The following is a 16,156-nucleotide window of genomic DNA, read 5'->3' as shown; positions in this document are numbered from 1 at the left end:
CTCCGGTCTCACGAGGTTTCGTTCAGCGCCCGTTCGATGGCCGCTTCCATCGCCACCGGTTTGGTGGCCGGGGCGAATCGCTCGATCACTCGCCCGTCCCGCCCGATCAGGAATTTGGTGAAGTTCCACTTGATTTTCTGTGTGCCGAGCAAGCCTGGCTTGGCCTCCTTGAGGTCCGCGTAGAGCGGAGCGGCGCCCGGCCCATTGACGTCGATCTTGCCAAGAACGGGGAAGGTCACATCGTAGGTGAGCGAGCAGAAGCGCTCGATTTCGTCGGCATCGCCCGGCTCCTGGGCACCGAATTGGTTGCAGGGCAGGCCGAGGACGACGAGACCTCGGCTCCGGTGCCGCCGCCACAAGGTCTCCAGCCCCTGGTACTGCGAAGTGAAGCCGCATTTCGAAGCGGTGTTGACCACGAGCAGAACCTTGCCGCGATATTGCGACAACGGATGGGGCCGTCCGCGCGCGTCCAGCGGCGCGTGCGCGAGGATATCGCTCATGGGGTCGTCGTCTCCACTTACCTAAAGTTCCCGAGCCCGTCCGCGACCTATGTGCCGGAATTTATGGAATGATTCCAGGCTTAGCGGTAATTCAGCCGGGGAGATTGCATCCACCGCTCGGCAGGGCTAGGCGGCCCGGGACAACGCACAGGAGTCCCGTGATGCCGCCACTTTCCCGCAGGACCTTGCCGCTCGCTTCGTCGCGGGTGCTGCTTCTCCTCGCCGGGCTCGCGGCCGGCTCCTGGAGCGGGCTGGCGCCGCTCGCCTACGCCCAGGACGGTGGGCAGGATGCGGCCCCCGAGGCAGCAGCCGACGAGGCTCCGAAGCCGAAACCCAAGCCGCGCCGCCCGCCGCCCGCCGCGGCGAAGCCCAAACCCGCCGAGGAAGCGAAGGACACCAAGGAGCCTGCGGCGGCTGCCGGGACGGTCCTCGAGCCGGCGGCCGCCGCATCCGGCCCCGCGCAATGGCCCGCCGGCGCCCGCTCCGTGAGCGAGAGCTACGGCGACTGGACCATGAACTGCACCCGCGAGGACAATCGCACCGATTGCGTCATCATCCAATCGCAGGGCGACCGCCGCACGGGCAAACGCCTGTTCAGCGTGGAGCTGCGCGTGCCGAAGGATGGCCGGACGGAGGGGCTGATCCTGATGCCATTCGGCCTGCAGATCGAACCCGGCGTGACGTTCAAGCTGGACGACCGGGCCCTCGGAAAGGGCGCGCCCTATTCCTACTGCGTCGCCGACGGGTGCCTCGTGCCGATCAGCCTGCCGACGCTGGCCACCGACGCGATGAAGACCGCACAGAACCTCACCGTGACAGCGAAGAAGCCGGATACCGAGGAGCCGACGGTCATCACCGTGCCGCTTTCGGGCTTTGCCGCGGCCTACGCCCGCTCCGCCGCCTTCGGAAGCTGAGGGCGCGTCGGGGGCCGCATCGGATTTGCGGCGGGCGGTGCTAGGCTCCGCCCGCCTCGCTTCTCGGCAATGGAATCTCGATGCTGCCCCTGCGCCTGCTGCTTCCGCTCGTCCTGCTCGCCGCCACGGGCGGCGAAATCCGAGCCGAAGCGACGCAAACCGATTTCGCCGGATGCCTGAACGGCTTGGCCGGCCTCGCCGAGGCGCGCGGTGTGCCGGCGACGACGGCGCGGGACGCTCTGGCGGATGTTGTCCCCGATCCGGCCGTGCTGCCGGCGACCCGGACTCAGGCGGAGTTCGTCAAGCCGGTCTGGGACTATATCGACGCCTCCGTGACGCCGGAGAAGATCGCGACCGGCCGCGCCAAACTCGCCGAATGGGCCGACATCCTCGGGCGGATCGAGGCCGCCTACGGCGTCGACCGGCATGTCCTCGTGGCGTTCTGGGGTGTCGAATCGGGCTATGGCAGCGTCCTCGACGATCCCAAGATCGTCCGCCCGGTCATCCCGGCGCTCGCGACCCTCGCGTGTCAGGATCAGACCCGGGCTGCCTTCTGGCGCGATGAACTCGTCGGCGCCCTGACGATCCTCGGACAGGGCGACGCCGATCGTGACCGCATGACCGGCTCTTGGGCAGGCGCGATGGGTCACACCCAATTCATGCCCAGTGCCTATCTCAAACACGCCGTCGATTTCGACGGTGACGGCCGACGGGATATCTGGCGCTCGGTGCCCGACGCCCTCGCCTCGACCGCGAATTTTGTGAAGAACTCCGGCTGGCGCTCGGGCGAGAGTTGGGGGCAGGAGGTCGGACTTCCCGACGGTTTCGATTATCGGTTCGCCGACGAGACCACCGAGCGAAGCTTTGCGGACTGGGCGGCGCTGGGACTGAAGCCCACGGGCGACAGACCGTTTCCAGAAAGCGCGGAGCGGCGCGCCACCCTCGTGGTGCCCGCGGGAGCACGGGGCCCGGCCTTCCTTCTGGAGCCGAACTTCAAGGTGATCCTTCGCTACAACACGGCGCTCGCCTACGCGCTGACCGTCGCCCATCTGTCCGACCGGCTCGCCGGCGCTCCGGCCTTTACCCGCGACTGGCCCCGGGGCGACCGAATGTTGACGAACGAGGAGCGGACCGATCTTCAGGCGCGCTTGGAAACCCTCGGCCATCCGACCGGGGGCGCCGATGGCAAGATCGGTCCGAAGACCCGCGCTGCGATCCGCGCCTTCCAGGCGACGAAGGGATTGGTGCCGGACGGCTACGCCGAGGCTGGCCTGCTGGAGGCGGTGAGGACTGCCGCGTCGGCGCCGTGAAACAGCTTTCGATGACGCGGCACAGGGAGATCGGGCAGCCGCCGGGCCGCGGCGATGCGTTCGTGGATGTCTCTTGCGGCGCCCATCGAAGCCACCAAAGGCCTTCGGCGCGATTGATGGACTGCGGAGGACATCGCTGATGCGCGTCCTGCTGGTGCATTGCCACCCCCGCGGCGACAGTTATTCCGCGGCCCTGCGCGACACGGCGCTCTCCGCGCTCGAGGCCGCCGGTCACGGGGTCGAGACCATCGATCTCTATGCCGAGCAATTCGATCCGCGGCTGAGCGCGGTGGAGCGGGGTGCCTATTACGACGATGCGGCGCTCCCGCCCGACATCGCCGCACATGTCGCGGCCCTGCGGCGGGCCGAGATGCTGGTCCTCGTCTATCCGACATGGTGGTTCGGCATGCCGGCGATGCTGAAGGGCTGGTTCGACCGGGTCTGGCGGCCGGGCGTCGCCTTCGCGCTCGGCGGCGTCCGCGTGCTCGAGCCGCGCCTCACGAATATCCGGCGGATCGCCGTGGTGACGACCTACGGCTCGCCGCGATGGCAGCTGTGGCTTGTGGGCTGGCCGGATTGGCGCTTGGTCCGGCGAGGCATCTGCGTGCTCTGCGCGCCCCGTTGCCGGCTCGACTGGATCGCCCTGAACGGCATGGATGGCGCGACGCAAACCGCACGGGATCGCTTCCTCGCCCTCGTCCACCGAAAGCTCGCGCGGATCTGATCGGTCTCAGCCCGGATACCGCTCGAAGCGTGGGAGCGTGTGCGCGTCCTCCATCCAGGCGATGCGCTCGGCCACCTGTATCTGCGCCTGCGGCGGAAGCGCGTCCGGCGTGTCGAGGGTGCCGGTCTGCACGTCGATCATCCCCGGCAGCATCTGTTCGTTGACGTAGAACAATCCGGTGCCGCAGCGCCCGCAGAAGTGGCGCCGGCCATGCTCGGACGAGTGATAGATGCTTGGCTCGCCCTCGATCGAGACCTGATCGGCCGGCACCATTGCCCATCCGACGATCGGCGCGCCCGCATGCCGGCGGCAATCGGAGCAGTGGCACAACGCGTTGTGAACCGGCTCGCCCCGCATCGTGTAGCGGATCGCTCCGCAATGGCAGCGTCCAGTCAGCATCGATCTTTCCCCGCACGATCGGTGCATAGAGTTAGCGGCCGGACGCGGTTCGAGAAAGCAGAAAGCCGCGGCAACCCTTCGGTCACCGCGGCTCCCTCACGGACGGGGCGTAAGGCGTGGGACGATACCCGTCCGGAGCGCGTGTCCGCTCTTACTCGGCGGGCTGGAGAGCCGGGGCGACCGGGGTCGCCTCGACCGTCTTGCCGGCCAGAGCGGCGTGCAGCTTGGCCTCGTCGACCTCACCCTCCCAGCGGGCGACGACGATGCAGGCCACCGCGTTGCCGATAAAGTTGGTCAGGGCGCGGCACTCCGACATGAACCGGTCGATGCCCAGGATCAGCGCCATGCCGACGACGGGCACGGAGGGAACGACGGCGAGCGTCGCGGCGAGCGTGATGAAGCCCGAGCCGGTGACCCCCGCAGCGCCCTTCGACGAGAGCATGGCGACGAGAAGCAGCAGCACCTGCTCGCCGAAGGTGATCGGCGTGTCGGTGGCCTGGGCGATGAAGAGCGCCGCCATCGTCATGTAGATGTTGGTGCCGTCGAGGTTGAACGAGTAGCCGGTGGGGACCACCAGGCCGACGACCGGACGCGAGCAACCGGCCTTCTCCATCTTCTCGATGAGAGAGGGCAGGGCCGACTCGGAGGACGACGTGCCGAGCACGAGCAGCAGCTCTTCCTTGATGTAGCGGATGAGCTTGATGATCGAGAAGCCGTTGTAGCGGGCGACCGCGCCGAGAACGCCGAGCACGAAGATCGCCGAAGTCAGGTAGAAGGCGCCGACGAGGTAGGCGAGATTGGCAAGCGAGGAGATCCCGTACTTGCCGATGGTGAAGGCCATCGCGCCGAAGGCGCCGATCGGGGCGACCTTCATGATGATGTTGACGACGCCGAAGACGGCTTCCGACAGCACCTTGATGATGTCGAGGACCGGCTTGCCGCGGTCACCCAGGAAGGCGAGGCCGAAACCGAACAGCACCGAGAAGAACAGAACCTGGAGGATCTCCCCGCCCGCAAAGGCGCCGACGGCGGTCGTCGGGATGATGTTCATGAGGAAGTCGGCGATGTTCTGCTCCTTCGCCTTGCCGGCGTAGGTCGCCACCGCCTTGGGATCGAGGGAGTTCGGATCGATGTGCAGGCCGTGTCCGGGCTGGAGCACGTTGGCGACGATCAGGCCGACGATCAGGGCCAGCGTCGAGAACGTCAGGAAGTAGGCCAGCGCCTTTCCGCCCACGCGACCGACCTTTTCCAGGTTGGTCATGCCGGCAATGCCGGAGACGACGGTGAGGAAGATCACCGGCGCGATGATCATCTTGACCAGCTTGATGAAGGCGTCACCGAGCGGCTTCATGTCGGCGCCGAGCTTCGGATAGAAGTGGCCGAGCGTAATGCCGATGGCGACGGCGACGAGGACTTGGAAATAGAGGGTGCGGTAGATCGGCTTGGGGGCCGACGGCGCGTGGGGCGCGGTCAGCGGCGGTACGGCTGCCATGGGGCTTCTCCCTGCGAAACGTGGTCGGTTCCGTCGGATCGGTCGCCCTCCCGTTAAGGGATCTGGCGGCGTCCACTCTTGCTTTTGGCCTTCCGGCGCACAGCTCTGCGGGTTCGGCATGGCTGCGTTTCACGATATGAATGGCAACCGTCGTGCCAGTCCGAAGGGGCAAGGGACTTTTTACTTACATGTTGATATGATTACGCTTTTTATACTTTCTCTCTACCTCGTTAGCCGCTCCATTGCGGCTTTCCGCACAGGCGCCGGGAAAGCGTTCCGAGATTTCGCACGGGTCCTCACGCGATGAGCGAGCCGCCCGGCCTTGAGGTGCGCCACCGCACCGGGGTCTTCGTGATCCTGGGCCTCGTCGTCATGGCGCTCGCGGTCTGGCTCGGCGGTCGCGTGGCCGAGCGCTTGGCCCTGACCGATCTGCGCCGGACGGCACAATCCACCCTCGGTCTTCAGGTCGCAGCGCTCTCCGCCGAGATGCAGCGACAGAGCGCACTTCCCCTCGCCCTCGCCACGGATCCGGAGATCGTTCGCGCCGTCGGTTCGGCACCGGAGCCGGGGCTCGTGGAGAGCGTGAATATTCGTCTCGGCGAGATCGCGCGGGCGACCGGGGCGGCGGTGATCTACGTCACCCGCGCGGACGGTCTGACGGTCCTGGCGAGCAATGCGAACGATGCGCGCAGCTTCGTCGGCAACGACTATACCTTCCGCCCCTATTTCCAGCAGGCGATGAAAACCGGGTCCGGTTCGCAATTCGCCCTGGGCACGGTGAGCGGGCGCCCCGGCTACTACCTGTCACGGCGATTGCCGGACTCGGTCGGCGTCGTCGTCGTCAAGATCGAGTTCGATGCTGTCGAGGCGGCGTGGAGGGCCGCCCGCGAGGGCGTCTTCGTGACGGATGCGCGCGGCATCGTTCTGGTGGCGAGCGAGCCGTCATGGCGCTTCACGGCGCTGCGCGGCATCGATGCGGCTGAGCGGGCCCGCATCGCCGTTGCGCTCGAATTCGGCGATGCGCCGCTCTCGCCCTTGCCGATCTTCCCGACCGACGAGGCGAGCAACTTGGTGAGGGTCGGAAACGGGGCGCGTCCGGCATGGCTCGCGCTGACGCTCGACGCCGTCGTACCCGGTACATCCTGGCGACTCCACACCTTGACGCCGATCGCGGCGGCCGTGGAGCGCGAGCGGGTGCAGGGGCGTCTGATCGCGCTCCTCGCCACCGGTCTCGCCTGGGGCAGCCTCGCGACTTGGCTCGCCCGGCAACGGCGAATTCGGACCCGTTTCACCGAGGCGGCTGCGCGGCGCGAGGAATTGGAGCGGCGCGTGGCCGAGCGGACTCAAGCGCTCAGCGATGCCAACCGTCAGCTCGTGGCCGAGATGGAAGAGCGTCGCCGGTCCGAGGCCGAACGCGAGCGCCTGGGCCGCGAACTGGCCCAAGCCGGCCGCTTGGCTGCCCTCGGGCAATTCGCCGCCAGCATGGCCCACGAGATCAACCAACCGCTCGCGGCGATCCGATCCTATGCCGACAACACCGCCATCTTGGTGCGGCGCGGACGCATCGAGGACGCGGCCGAGAATGTCTCGGCCATCGGGCGGCTGACCGAGCGGATCGGTGGGCTGACGCGTCAACTCAAGGGCTTCGCGCGGCGCGCTTCGGGCCGCCGCGAGCCGGTGAGCCTCGCCGGAGTGATCCGCGGTACTGTGGAGGTGGTCGGCGCGCGGGCACAGGAAGCCGGGATCCGGCTCGATCGACCGACGCTCGCCCCCGATCTCGTCGTTCTCGGCGATGGGCCGCGCCTGGAGCAGGTCGTCATCAACCTCGTACAGAACGCCCTCGACGCCGTCGCCGGACGGCCCGATCCGCAGGTCGCTCTCATGGTCGAGGTCGGGGAGGGGCGGATCGTCCTCTCGGTATCGGACAATGGTCCCGGTATTCCGGAGCCGGTACGGGCCCAGGTCTTCGATGCCTTCTTCACCACGAAGGCCGACGGTCTCGGGCTCGGCCTCGCCATTTCGCGCGGTATCGTCGAGGAATGCGGCGGCACCCTTTCTGTGATTTCAGGCGAGAACGGCACCGTATTCAGGATGGAGCTGATGTCTGCCAGCGAACCCGTGCGGGAGACCGTGCAGGAGACCTTATGAGCCGGGATGCCGTTTTCGACGCCGCCGAGCGCATCGTCTTCGTCGACGACGAGGAGGACGTGCGCCGTGCCAACCGGCAGAGCCTGGAACTCGACGGCTTCACGGTCGAGACCTTCGATACGGCGGAGGCGGCGCTATCGGCGATCCGGGCGGAGCCGCCGGGCGTCGTCGTCACCGACGTGCGGTTGCCGGGGATGGACGGGCGAGCCCTGTTCGACCGCGTGCGGGCGGAGGATCCGGATCTCCCGGTCATCCTCATCACGGGCCACGGCGATATCTCCATGGCGGTCGCGGCGATGCGCGAAGGCGCCTACGACTTCCTGGCCAAACCCTATCCGGCTGAAAGCCTAATGGGATCGGTGCGTCGCGCCCTCGATCACCGCCGCCTCGTCCTCGAAAATCGTCGCCTCCATGCCCGTCTCGACGCGGCGATCGAGGAGGATCCGGCCTTTCTCGGCATTTCTCCCGAGATCGTGCGCCTGCGCCGCCTCGTGCGCGACGTGGCGGCCGCCGATGTCGACGTGCTCATTCTCGGCGAGACCGGTTCGGGCAAGGAGGTGGTGGCGAGCGCGCTCCATCGTTGGAGCCGGCGGGCGAACAAGAACTTCGTCGCGATGAATTGCGGCGCGCTGCCCGACAGCGTGGTCGAGAGCGAGTTGTTCGGCCACGAGGCCGGCGCCTTCACCGGGGCCCTGAAGCGCCGGGTCGGACGCATCGAGCATGCGCAGGGCGGGACGCTCTTCCTCGACGAGATCGAGAGCATGCCGATGGCGCTGCAGGTGAAGCTGCTGCGGGTGCTTCAAGAGCGCGTGGTCGAGCCGCTCGGCACGAACGAGCGCCGCCCGGTGGACATGCGCGTCGTCTCGGCGACGAAGGTCGATCTCGGCCAGGAGGCCGCCGCCGGCACGTTCCGCGACGATCTCTATCACCGGCTCAACGTGATCACGGTGGCGATCCCCCCGCTGCGGGAGCGTCGCGAGGATATCCTCCTGTTGTTCGGGCATTTCCTGTCCCGCGCCGCCGCCCGGTTCGGGCGCGATACGCCCCCCGTGACGAGCGCGATGCGCGATCACCTCACCCGTCATTCGTGGCCGGGCAACGTGCGCGAACTCGATCATTTCGCCGAGCGCTGCGCATTGGGGCTCGCCGGTCAGCCCGTGCCGGACGCCCCGGCGCCTGCGGCGGCGCTCACCCTGTCCGAACAAGTCGAGCGGTTCGAGCGCGGCCTGATCCGTGAGGAGTTGATCATGGCCGGTGGCGACGTGCGGGTCGCGGCCGAGTCGCTGGGGGTGCCGCGCAAGACCCTCTACGACAAGATCGCCCGCTACGGCCTCGCGCCGACGGAATTCCGATAGAAGTCACACCGCTCACGCCGCAGCACTCGTCCGCTCCTGCATGAAGGCCCGGGCGTCTTCCGCCGCCATCGGCCGCGAGAGAAGAAAGCCCTGCACCTCGGTGCAGCCCTTGCTGTGCAACCGGCTCAGCTGTTCCTCGGTCTCGACCCCTTCCGCGGTGATGGTCGAGCCGAGACGCTCGCCGATGCCGACGATGGCGCGCACGATCGCGGCGGCCACCGGACTGTCGAGGTCGCGGACGAAGGAGCGATCGACCTTGATCTTGTCGAAGGGGAAGCGGCACAGATAGCTCAGCGACGAGTAGCCGGTGCCGAAATCGTCCAGGGCGATCCGTACGCCGAGCGCGCGCAGACGGTGCAGGCATCCGATCACCGCGTCGGAATCCTGCATCAGCACGCTCTCGGTGATCTCCAGTTCCAACCGCCGTGCGGGGAGTCCGGAGGTGGCGAGCGCCCGGATCACCGCCTGTTCGAGCCCCTGTTTGCGGAATTGAACCGCCGAGACATTGACCGCGACCCGCAATTCACCGGGCCATGACGCCGCCTCGCGACAGGCCTCGTTCAGAGCCCAGGCGCCGAGCGGGGCGATCAAGCCCGATTCTTCCGCGACGGGGATGAACTCGCCCGGGGGCACTGCCCCGCGCACCGGATGATTCCACCGCAGCAACGCCTCGAATCCGCGCAAGCCACCGTCGTTCAGGGCGAAGATCGGCTGATAATGCAGGGCGAAGCCGCCCGACCTGAGCGCGTCGCGCAGATCGAGTTCGAGAAGATTGCGGGTCGCCACCGCCGCATCCATTCCCCGCTCGTAGAAGCGGAAGGCGTTCCGGCCCGAATCCTTTGCCCGGTAGAGGGCAATGTCGGCGTTCTTGAACAAGGTCTCGGGGCTGTCGCCGTCACCCGGAGCGACCGCGATCCCGATGCTGACGCCGATGGCCGTCGACAGGCCGTCGAGATCGACCGGACGCCCGAGGGACTGGATGATGCGCCGGGCTTCCGCGGCGACGCGGCGGGTCTCATCGTGATCGGCCAGGATGATCGCGAACTCGTCGCCGCCGAGCCGTGCCACCATGTCGCCCTCGCGCAGGCAGGCTCGCAGGCGCTCGGCGACGATGCGCAGCAGCGCGTCACCGGCGGGATGGCCGAAGGTATCGTTGACCGCCTTGAACCGGTCGAGATCGCAGCACAGGATCGCCACACGTCCCCCCCGTCTGCGGACAGTGGAGATCTCCCGACCGAGCACCTCTTGGAACAGGCGGCGGTTCGGAAGGCCGGTCAGTGTGTCGTGGCGGGCCATGTGTTCGACCAGCGCCTCGGCACGCTTGCGCTCGGTGGCGTCGGCGACCGTGCCCTCGTACCCATCGGGCATGCCTTCGGCACCCGGTACCAACCACGCCGTCTCCGAGACCCAAATCGTCTCCCCGCCCGCGTGGCGACGCACCTCCGAGACGAAATCCTCGACCCGCCCGTCGCGTCGCAAACACTCCAGAAACGCAGCGTTTCGATGGGGATCGACGTACCAGTCGTGACGGAAGGCCGTCTCCGGCGCGAGCAGGCCGCACCCGTCGCCGTAGCCGTGCAGGCGCACGAGCGCGCGATTGGCCTGAACGATCACGCCGTCAAGGCGGGCCCTGTAGACGCCGATCACCGCGTTATGGAACAGCGATTGATAATCGGCCTCCGCAGCACGTAGCGCCGCCTCGCCCTGCCGACGCTCGGTCAAGTCGGTATAGGTGCAGACGGAACCGCCGGATTCCATCGGCCGGATGCGAACCTCCAGAACGGTGCCGTTGGGGCGCGTGCGCTCGTACTGACTAGAGGACGGACGTGGTCGCTTTCCCTCGAGCCAGCCACGCACCTCCGGCGGTGCATTCAGGAACTCGCCGGACGAAGCCTGATGCGCCAGGATCTGGTTGTAGACAGCCCCCTCGTGCAGCACGGAATCCGACAGGCCGAGCAGATCGTGGGCGCGCTGATTATGGACACGGATACGCCCGTCCGGCCCGACGGCCATCAATCCCTGATCCATCGCCTCCAGGGTCGCGCGCAGCAATTCGCCGGCCTCGCGCTGCTGCCGCTCGGATCGGGCGAGATCGGTGACGTCGAGGCAGACGCCGTACAGCGCGACGAGCCCGCCCGAATCATCCCGCTGGGCGATTCCATGAACGGCGACCACGCGCTCCTCCCCGTCGGGCCGGATCACCCGGGAGCGGTGCTCGTAACCGCCCGCATCGGCGTTGCCCCGCCCCGCCAGCGCTTCCGCAATCGCGTGGCCGACCCGTGCTTGGTCCTCCGGATGATAGAAGGAGAGATGCGTGTCGAGCGGCAGCACCGGGAGCGACTCGTTGCGCCCGAAGATGCGGGCGATGCCGGACGACCAGCCGATGGTGCGGGCTTCGACATCGATCCGCCAATGGCCGAAACAGGCGGTCCGCTCAGCCATGGCATGGGCGGCCTGGGTGACGCGCAGCATCGCCTCCCGCTCCACGAGCCGCGCTTCCGCCGCCGCGCGCTCCCGCGTCTCGGCTTCGGCGATGCTTCGGCGCTCGTAGAGTTGGAGATGGGCCTCGGCGAGGAGCGCCAGTTCCTGGAGTCTCCGCACCTGCGCCGATGAGAAGTCCGGGCGCGGCACCCGATCGATGACGCAGAACGTACCGATGGTCTGCCCTGTGATCGAGCCGATGGCGACTCCCGCGTAGAAGCGGGCCTGCGGCGGCCCGACGACGAGGGGCGAGTGAGCGAAGCGTGCATCCTCGGTCAGGTCGGGCACCACCAGCGCCTGTCCGCGGGCGCGGCGGATGGTGTGGCTGCAGAAGGCCCCTTCGCGATCGGTCCCGTCATCCTCGACACCGCAGCGTGCCCGGAACCAGAAACGATCCTCGTCAATCAGCGGGAGCAGGGCGATCGGCATCCCGAGCAACTCGGACGCCGTGCGGCAGAGAGCGTCGAGATGCTCCTCCAATCCGGTGTCCAGAATGGCCCGGCAAGGCGGATGGGCGGCGTCGTGATCGAAGCTCTGCACCGGTGGGTCCACCCATCATGGCTCAGGTCTCCCGCCGCCGCCGATCGAGGCCGACAGCCATTCGAGAGACCCAAAACGAAGCGGACACTTCCAGCCGGGTGTTAAGAATCCCGTTGCAAGGGGCGTCAAAACGGAACTTTTGTGCTGTTTACGGCGCCGAAACTTGGGTGCCGGTCCCGAATGGGGCCGAACCCTTACTCGATCCCGAGCTTGGCCTTCAGCAGCGCGTTGACCGCGGCCGGATTGGCTTTGCCGCCTGTGGCCTTCATGGTCTGGCCGACGAACCAGCCCAACAGCGTCGGCTTGGCCCGGGCCTGTTCGACCTTGTCCGGGTTCTTGGCGATGATCTCGTCTACCGCCGCCTCGATGGCGCCGGTATCGGTGACCTGCTTCATCCCGCGGGCCTCGACGATCTGCCGCGGATCGCCCCCCTCCGACCAGACGATTTCGAACAGGTCCTTGGCGATCTTGCCCGAGATCACGCCTTCGCCGATGAGATCGACGATGCCGCCGAGCTGGTCGGCGGAAACCGGCGTCTCGTCGATGCTGCGCCCCTCCTTGTTGAGACGCCCGAACAGCTCGTTGATGACCCAGTTCGCCGCGGCCTTGCCGTCGCGCCCCCGCGCCACGGCCTCGAAATAGTCGGCCGAGGGCCGCTCGGCCACGAGCACGCCCGCGTCATAGGCCGAGAGCCCGTAATCGCGCACGAAACGGGCCTTCTTGGCATCGGGCAGCTCGGGCAAGCCCTCGGCCAGCGCATCGACATAGGCCTGATCGAATTCAAGCGGCAGGAGATCGGGATCGGGGAAGTAGCGGTAGTCGTGCGCTTCCTCCTTGGAGCGCATCGACCGGGTCTCACCCTTGCCCGGATCGAACAGACGCGTCTCCTGATCGATCGTGCCGCCATCCTCCAGGATCGCGATCTGGCGCCGCGCCTCGGTTTCGATGGCCTGGCCGATGAAACGGATCGAATTGACGTTCTTGATCTCGCAGCGGGTGCCGAGCCCCTCGCCGGGCCGGCGGACCGAGACGTTCACGTCGGCGCGCAGATTGCCCTTTTCCATGTCGCCGTCGCAGGTGCCGAGATAGCGCAGGATCGTGCGCAGCTTGGTCACGTAGGCCTTGGCCTCCTCCGACGAGCGGAGGTCGGGCCGCGAGACGATCTCCATCAGGGCGACGCCCGAGCGGTTCAGATCAACGAAGCTCCTGGTCGGATCCTGATCGTGCAGGGACTTGCCGGCATCCTGCTCCAGATGCAGCCGCTCGATACCGACGGTGATCGCGCCGCCATCGGGCAGATCGACCAGCACCTCGCCCTCGCCGACGATCGGATCCTTGTACTGCGAGATCTGGTAGCCCTGCGGCAGATCCGGGTAGAAGTAGTTCTTCCGGTCGAACACCGAGCGCAGGTTGATCCGCGCCTTCAGCCCGAGGCCGGTACGGACCGCCTGGGCGATGCATTCTTCGTTGATGACGGGCAGCATGCCGGGCATCGCCGCATCGACGAGCGAGACGTGATCGTTGGGCTCGGCGCCGAACGCCGTGGCGGCGCCGGAGAACAGCTTGGAGCGGCTGGTGACCTGGGCATGAATTTCCATGCCGATCACGACCTCCCAGTCGTGCAGGCCGCCCTTGATCAGCTTCTTCGGATCGACGCGCTCGGTCATCTTCCATCGACTTCGGTTCGGGGCCGCCGGACCGGCACCCTCATAGACGGTGTGTAGGGACGGCCCGCGGGATGGGTCAAGCCGGCGGTGTTGCCCCCGGCCTTTGGGCCGCCACCGTCACGGCCGGCCCGTTCACGAAGTTCGGATCGTCGGCGATGATGGTGGTCTCGCTGAGCCCGTGATGGGCCAGCACCCGGATCAGGTCCGGCAATTCCATCCAACGGGTGCGGTCGCGGTTACCACCCCGGAAGGTCGCGAGCCCCCGGTCGTTATGAGCGAATTCGTGCAGCGACAGCCGCAAACCCTCGTGCTCGACGACGTGGCTGGTATGCCTTCGCGATCGTCGTTCCTCGCGGAAGTCATGCGTCCAGATGAAGATCCGATCGGTGCCCGCGGCGGCGAGGCGGATTAGCTCCAGCGGATCGCGCAGGTGGTAGAGAATGCCGCACCAGAAGATCAGATCGTAGCGCGGTCCCGGCGCCTCGAGATGCCGACTGACATCGCCGAGCAGGAAGGTCGATCGGTTAAGCCCCGCGATGTTCTTGACGATCAGCGACTTCAGGAACGCTTCCGAATTTGATTCGACGGCCGTGATGCGTTTCGCGCCGAGCGCCTCAAGCTGACACGTATGGGCGCCCTCCAACGGTCTAAGTTCGAGCACCCCGTAACCGTCGAGCCGCCCGTCCACACCGAGATGCGCGGCGGCCTGCCCCGGCCGCGGATCGGCGCGAAATCCCGGCAGTCCGCCCGCCTTGAGGCCGGGTGCCAACTCGGACAGATCGCTCGCCCAACGGTCGGCGAAGAGGTCGGTCGCATTCCGGTGGCTGGGTGCAGTGGTGACGAATTTTCGTTTGATCATGCCGTCCTGCCGGTGAGCACGATCACTGCGTGGAGCCGACCAATCGACGTCAATCCCTGTCTCTTGAATGCAACATATTTGGGTCGATTGCACGGTTATAGTCGGCAAATCAGAATTGAAATAACTACAGATATTTCAAAACCAAAAGCTATATCAATGACTTGAGTTTTTCGCTCATTCGAGGATATATTGATAATGCCGGGTGACGAAAAAGTTTGAGTTGATCAAACTGCATTTCACCATTCATCAAAGACAGGCTTTCGTGCCGAGTGTGGGCGAAGGCTGGAGGCTGTGCTGGTCGATCGATGATGGATCGAGATATCGCGTCGAAACACGTCGATGTGACGGTCGACGCTCCCGTCGCGACGGACCCAGCGGCCTGTGCGGCCGCCATTGGGCAGACCTCCGCGCAATCACGGAAAACGCCGGCTCCTAAAGAGGCGACACAGTCCGATTCCCCGCGCGCCACGCGCTTCACCACATCCCGCACTTTTCGCACCGCCCTGTGGCTGCATCGGTGGACCGGCCTCATCGCCGCACCGTTCTTCCTCATCCTCTGCATCACGGGCACGATCCTGATCTTCCATCACGAGATCGACGAAGCCCTCGGCCAGGACGCGCATGTCGAAGCGCCCGCGCCCGGCACGCCGGAGCGTCCGCTGGCTGAGATCGTCACGGCGGCGCTGGCGACCGCCCCGGAACGTCGCCCCCTCGGCATGGTCTTCGACGCGGATCACCCCGAACGGGTCATGGTCGCCCTCGTGCCCGCGAACGAACGCGGGTTCGACGCGGCTCAGTTCGTGACCATGGACCTGTTTCGCGGGACGCCGGTCGCGTCGGTCGATCCACGCTGGACGCCGACCGGCCTGGTTCTGCGCCTGCACGCCAACTGGTTCCTCGATCTGCCCGGCGAGTTGATCGGTGGGGTCATCGCGGTCCTGGTCGTCGTCTGCCTCGTGAGCGGAATCGTGGTCTACGGGCCCTTCATCAAGGGACTTGCGCTCGGCGAGGTCCGTCGCAAGCGCGGAAGACGGCTGCAACAGCGCGATCTGCACAACCTGTTCGGCACCATCGCCCTCGGCTGGACCTTGCTCGTGGGAGCGACGGGGATCGCGCTGGCCCTTGGCAACATCGCATTGAAGGTCTGGCAGGGTACCGAATTGCAACGCCTCGCGGCGGCCTATGCCCGAGAGGCGCCGCTTTCGAGCGGTCTCTCTTCCCTGGACGCCGCCCGCGCAGCCGCCGAGGCAGCCCGCCCCGGTTGGCGGACCACTTTCATCCTGTTTCCCGGCAGCGATTTCTCGACAGCCCGACATTACACCATCCTGCTCGTCGGCCCGGTCGGCCTGCAGAAGCGGCTATTCGAGATCGCCCTCGTCGATGCGGTCGATGCGCGCGTGGACGAGATCACCCAATTGCCGTGGTATCTCGTGGTGACGCAGATTTCCCAACCGCTGCATTTCGGAGATTACGGCGGATTACCGCTCAAGCTGTTCTGGGCCGGCTGTGCGTGGCTGGCCCTGTTCATCACGGCCAACGGTGCATGGCTGTGGTGGGCCCGCCGTCCCCGCAAAAGGAGCCGGGCGGCATGACCTGGGCGCAGCGTCCGATCATTTTCGCCATGGCCATCACGGCAGCGACCTTCGTCGGGCTGGCCACCATGCTGGCCGATGCAGCGGCCTGGAAAGTGGTAGGCTTCGTTCTGGCGGCGGGACCGGTGGGTGTTGGTCTCGCGCGCTACCTCGCCTATCGACGCCGCGGGTAAGA

The 16,156-nt window shown here is 66.8% G+C and carries 13 protein-coding genes; 7 read left to right on the top strand and 6 right to left on the bottom strand.

Going from position 1 to position 16,156, the window contains the following annotated elements:
* Positions 1-8 precede the first annotated feature (8 nt).
* Positions 9-500, bottom strand: a complete 492-nt coding sequence (locus tag OWC43_RS00455) for a glutathione peroxidase (RefSeq protein WP_393955293.1) — start codon at positions 498-500, stop codon at positions 9-11.
* Between the two features lie 161 nt (positions 501-661).
* On the opposite strand from OWC43_RS00455, the gene OWC43_RS00450 reads away from it, so the two are divergent.
* The 3 genes from OWC43_RS00450 to OWC43_RS00440 all read left to right on the top strand — a co-directional run bounded on the left by OWC43_RS00450 (position 662) and on the right by OWC43_RS00440 (position 3,448).
* On the top strand, positions 662-1,414 hold the full coding sequence (locus OWC43_RS00450; protein ID WP_393955292.1) for an invasion associated locus B family protein: 753 nt from the start codon (positions 662-664) through the stop codon (positions 1,412-1,414).
* Between the two features lie 80 nt (positions 1,415-1,494).
* Complete coding sequence (locus OWC43_RS00445) at positions 1,495-2,724, top strand: lytic murein transglycosylase (protein WP_393955291.1); 1,230 nt, start codon at positions 1,495-1,497, stop codon at positions 2,722-2,724.
* Positions 2,725-2,863: 139 nt separating this feature from the next.
* Positions 2,864-3,448 carry an NAD(P)H-dependent oxidoreductase gene (locus OWC43_RS00440; RefSeq protein ID WP_393955290.1) on the top strand — a complete coding sequence of 195 codons (585 nt, stop codon included), beginning with the start codon at positions 2,864-2,866 and terminating at the stop codon, positions 3,446-3,448.
* Between the two features lie 6 nt (positions 3,449-3,454).
* Here OWC43_RS00440 and OWC43_RS00435 read toward each other — a convergent pair whose 3' ends face one another.
* On the bottom strand, positions 3,455-3,847 hold the full coding sequence (locus tag OWC43_RS00435) for a GFA family protein (RefSeq protein ID WP_393955289.1): 393 nt from the start codon (positions 3,845-3,847) through the stop codon (positions 3,455-3,457).
* A 151-nt stretch (positions 3,848-3,998) separates the two neighbouring features.
* Entirely contained in the window at positions 3,999-5,339 is a 1,341-nt protein-coding gene (locus OWC43_RS00430; protein ID WP_393955288.1) for a dicarboxylate/amino acid:cation symporter, read from the bottom strand.
* 303 nt (positions 5,340-5,642) lie between these two features.
* Between OWC43_RS00430 and OWC43_RS00425 the strand changes: the two genes are divergently transcribed.
* Both OWC43_RS00425 and OWC43_RS00420 read left to right on the top strand, forming a co-directional pair.
* On the top strand, positions 5,643-7,487 hold the full coding sequence (locus OWC43_RS00425) for an ATP-binding protein (RefSeq protein ID WP_393955287.1): 1,845 nt from the start codon (positions 5,643-5,645) through the stop codon (positions 7,485-7,487).
* Complete coding sequence (locus OWC43_RS00420; RefSeq protein ID WP_393955286.1) at positions 7,484-8,842, top strand: sigma-54-dependent transcriptional regulator; 1,359 nt, start codon at positions 7,484-7,486, stop codon at positions 8,840-8,842. The genes OWC43_RS00425 and OWC43_RS00420 overlap by 4 nt, the downstream gene beginning before the upstream one ends.
* A 12-nt stretch (positions 8,843-8,854) precedes the next feature.
* Here OWC43_RS00420 and OWC43_RS00415 read toward each other — a convergent pair whose 3' ends face one another.
* From OWC43_RS00415 to OWC43_RS00405, 3 genes are all read right to left on the bottom strand, one after another.
* On the bottom strand, positions 8,855-11,863 hold the full coding sequence (locus OWC43_RS00415) for an EAL domain-containing protein (RefSeq protein ID WP_393955285.1): 3,009 nt from the start codon (positions 11,861-11,863) through the stop codon (positions 8,855-8,857).
* Between the two features lie 194 nt (positions 11,864-12,057).
* Positions 12,058-13,530 carry an Asp-tRNA(Asn)/Glu-tRNA(Gln) amidotransferase subunit GatB gene (gatB, locus tag OWC43_RS00410; protein ID WP_393955284.1) on the bottom strand — a complete coding sequence of 491 codons (1,473 nt, stop codon included), beginning with the start codon at positions 13,528-13,530 and terminating at the stop codon, positions 12,058-12,060.
* Positions 13,531-13,606: 76 nt separating this feature from the next.
* Positions 13,607-14,389, bottom strand: a complete 783-nt coding sequence (locus tag OWC43_RS00405; RefSeq protein WP_393955283.1) for a class I SAM-dependent methyltransferase — start codon at positions 14,387-14,389, stop codon at positions 13,607-13,609.
* Positions 14,390-14,730: 341 nt separating this feature from the next.
* Here OWC43_RS00405 and OWC43_RS00400 point away from each other — a divergent pair, with 341 nt between their 5' ends.
* Together OWC43_RS00400 and OWC43_RS00395 are read left to right on the top strand one after the other, a co-directional pair.
* A complete protein-coding gene (locus OWC43_RS00400) occupies positions 14,731-15,981 on the top strand; it encodes a PepSY-associated TM helix domain-containing protein (protein WP_393955282.1) in 1,251 nt (416 codons plus the stop codon).
* Positions 15,978-16,154: a hypothetical protein gene (locus tag OWC43_RS00395; protein WP_393955281.1), complete on the top strand. Its 177-nt coding sequence runs from the start codon at positions 15,978-15,980 to the stop codon at positions 16,152-16,154. Before OWC43_RS00400 ends, OWC43_RS00395 begins: the two co-directional genes overlap by 4 nt.
* The last annotated feature ends 2 nt before the right edge of the window (positions 16,155-16,156 follow it).

It is taken from the genome of Methylorubrum sp. POS3, from assembly GCF_043352485.1.
In the GTDB taxonomy this organism is placed as follows: domain Bacteria; phylum Pseudomonadota; class Alphaproteobacteria; order Rhizobiales; family Beijerinckiaceae; genus Methylobacterium; species Methylobacterium suomiense.
The sequence above is the reverse complement of the archived record's forward strand: the minus strand, read 5'-3'. Positions and strand labels throughout refer to the sequence as shown.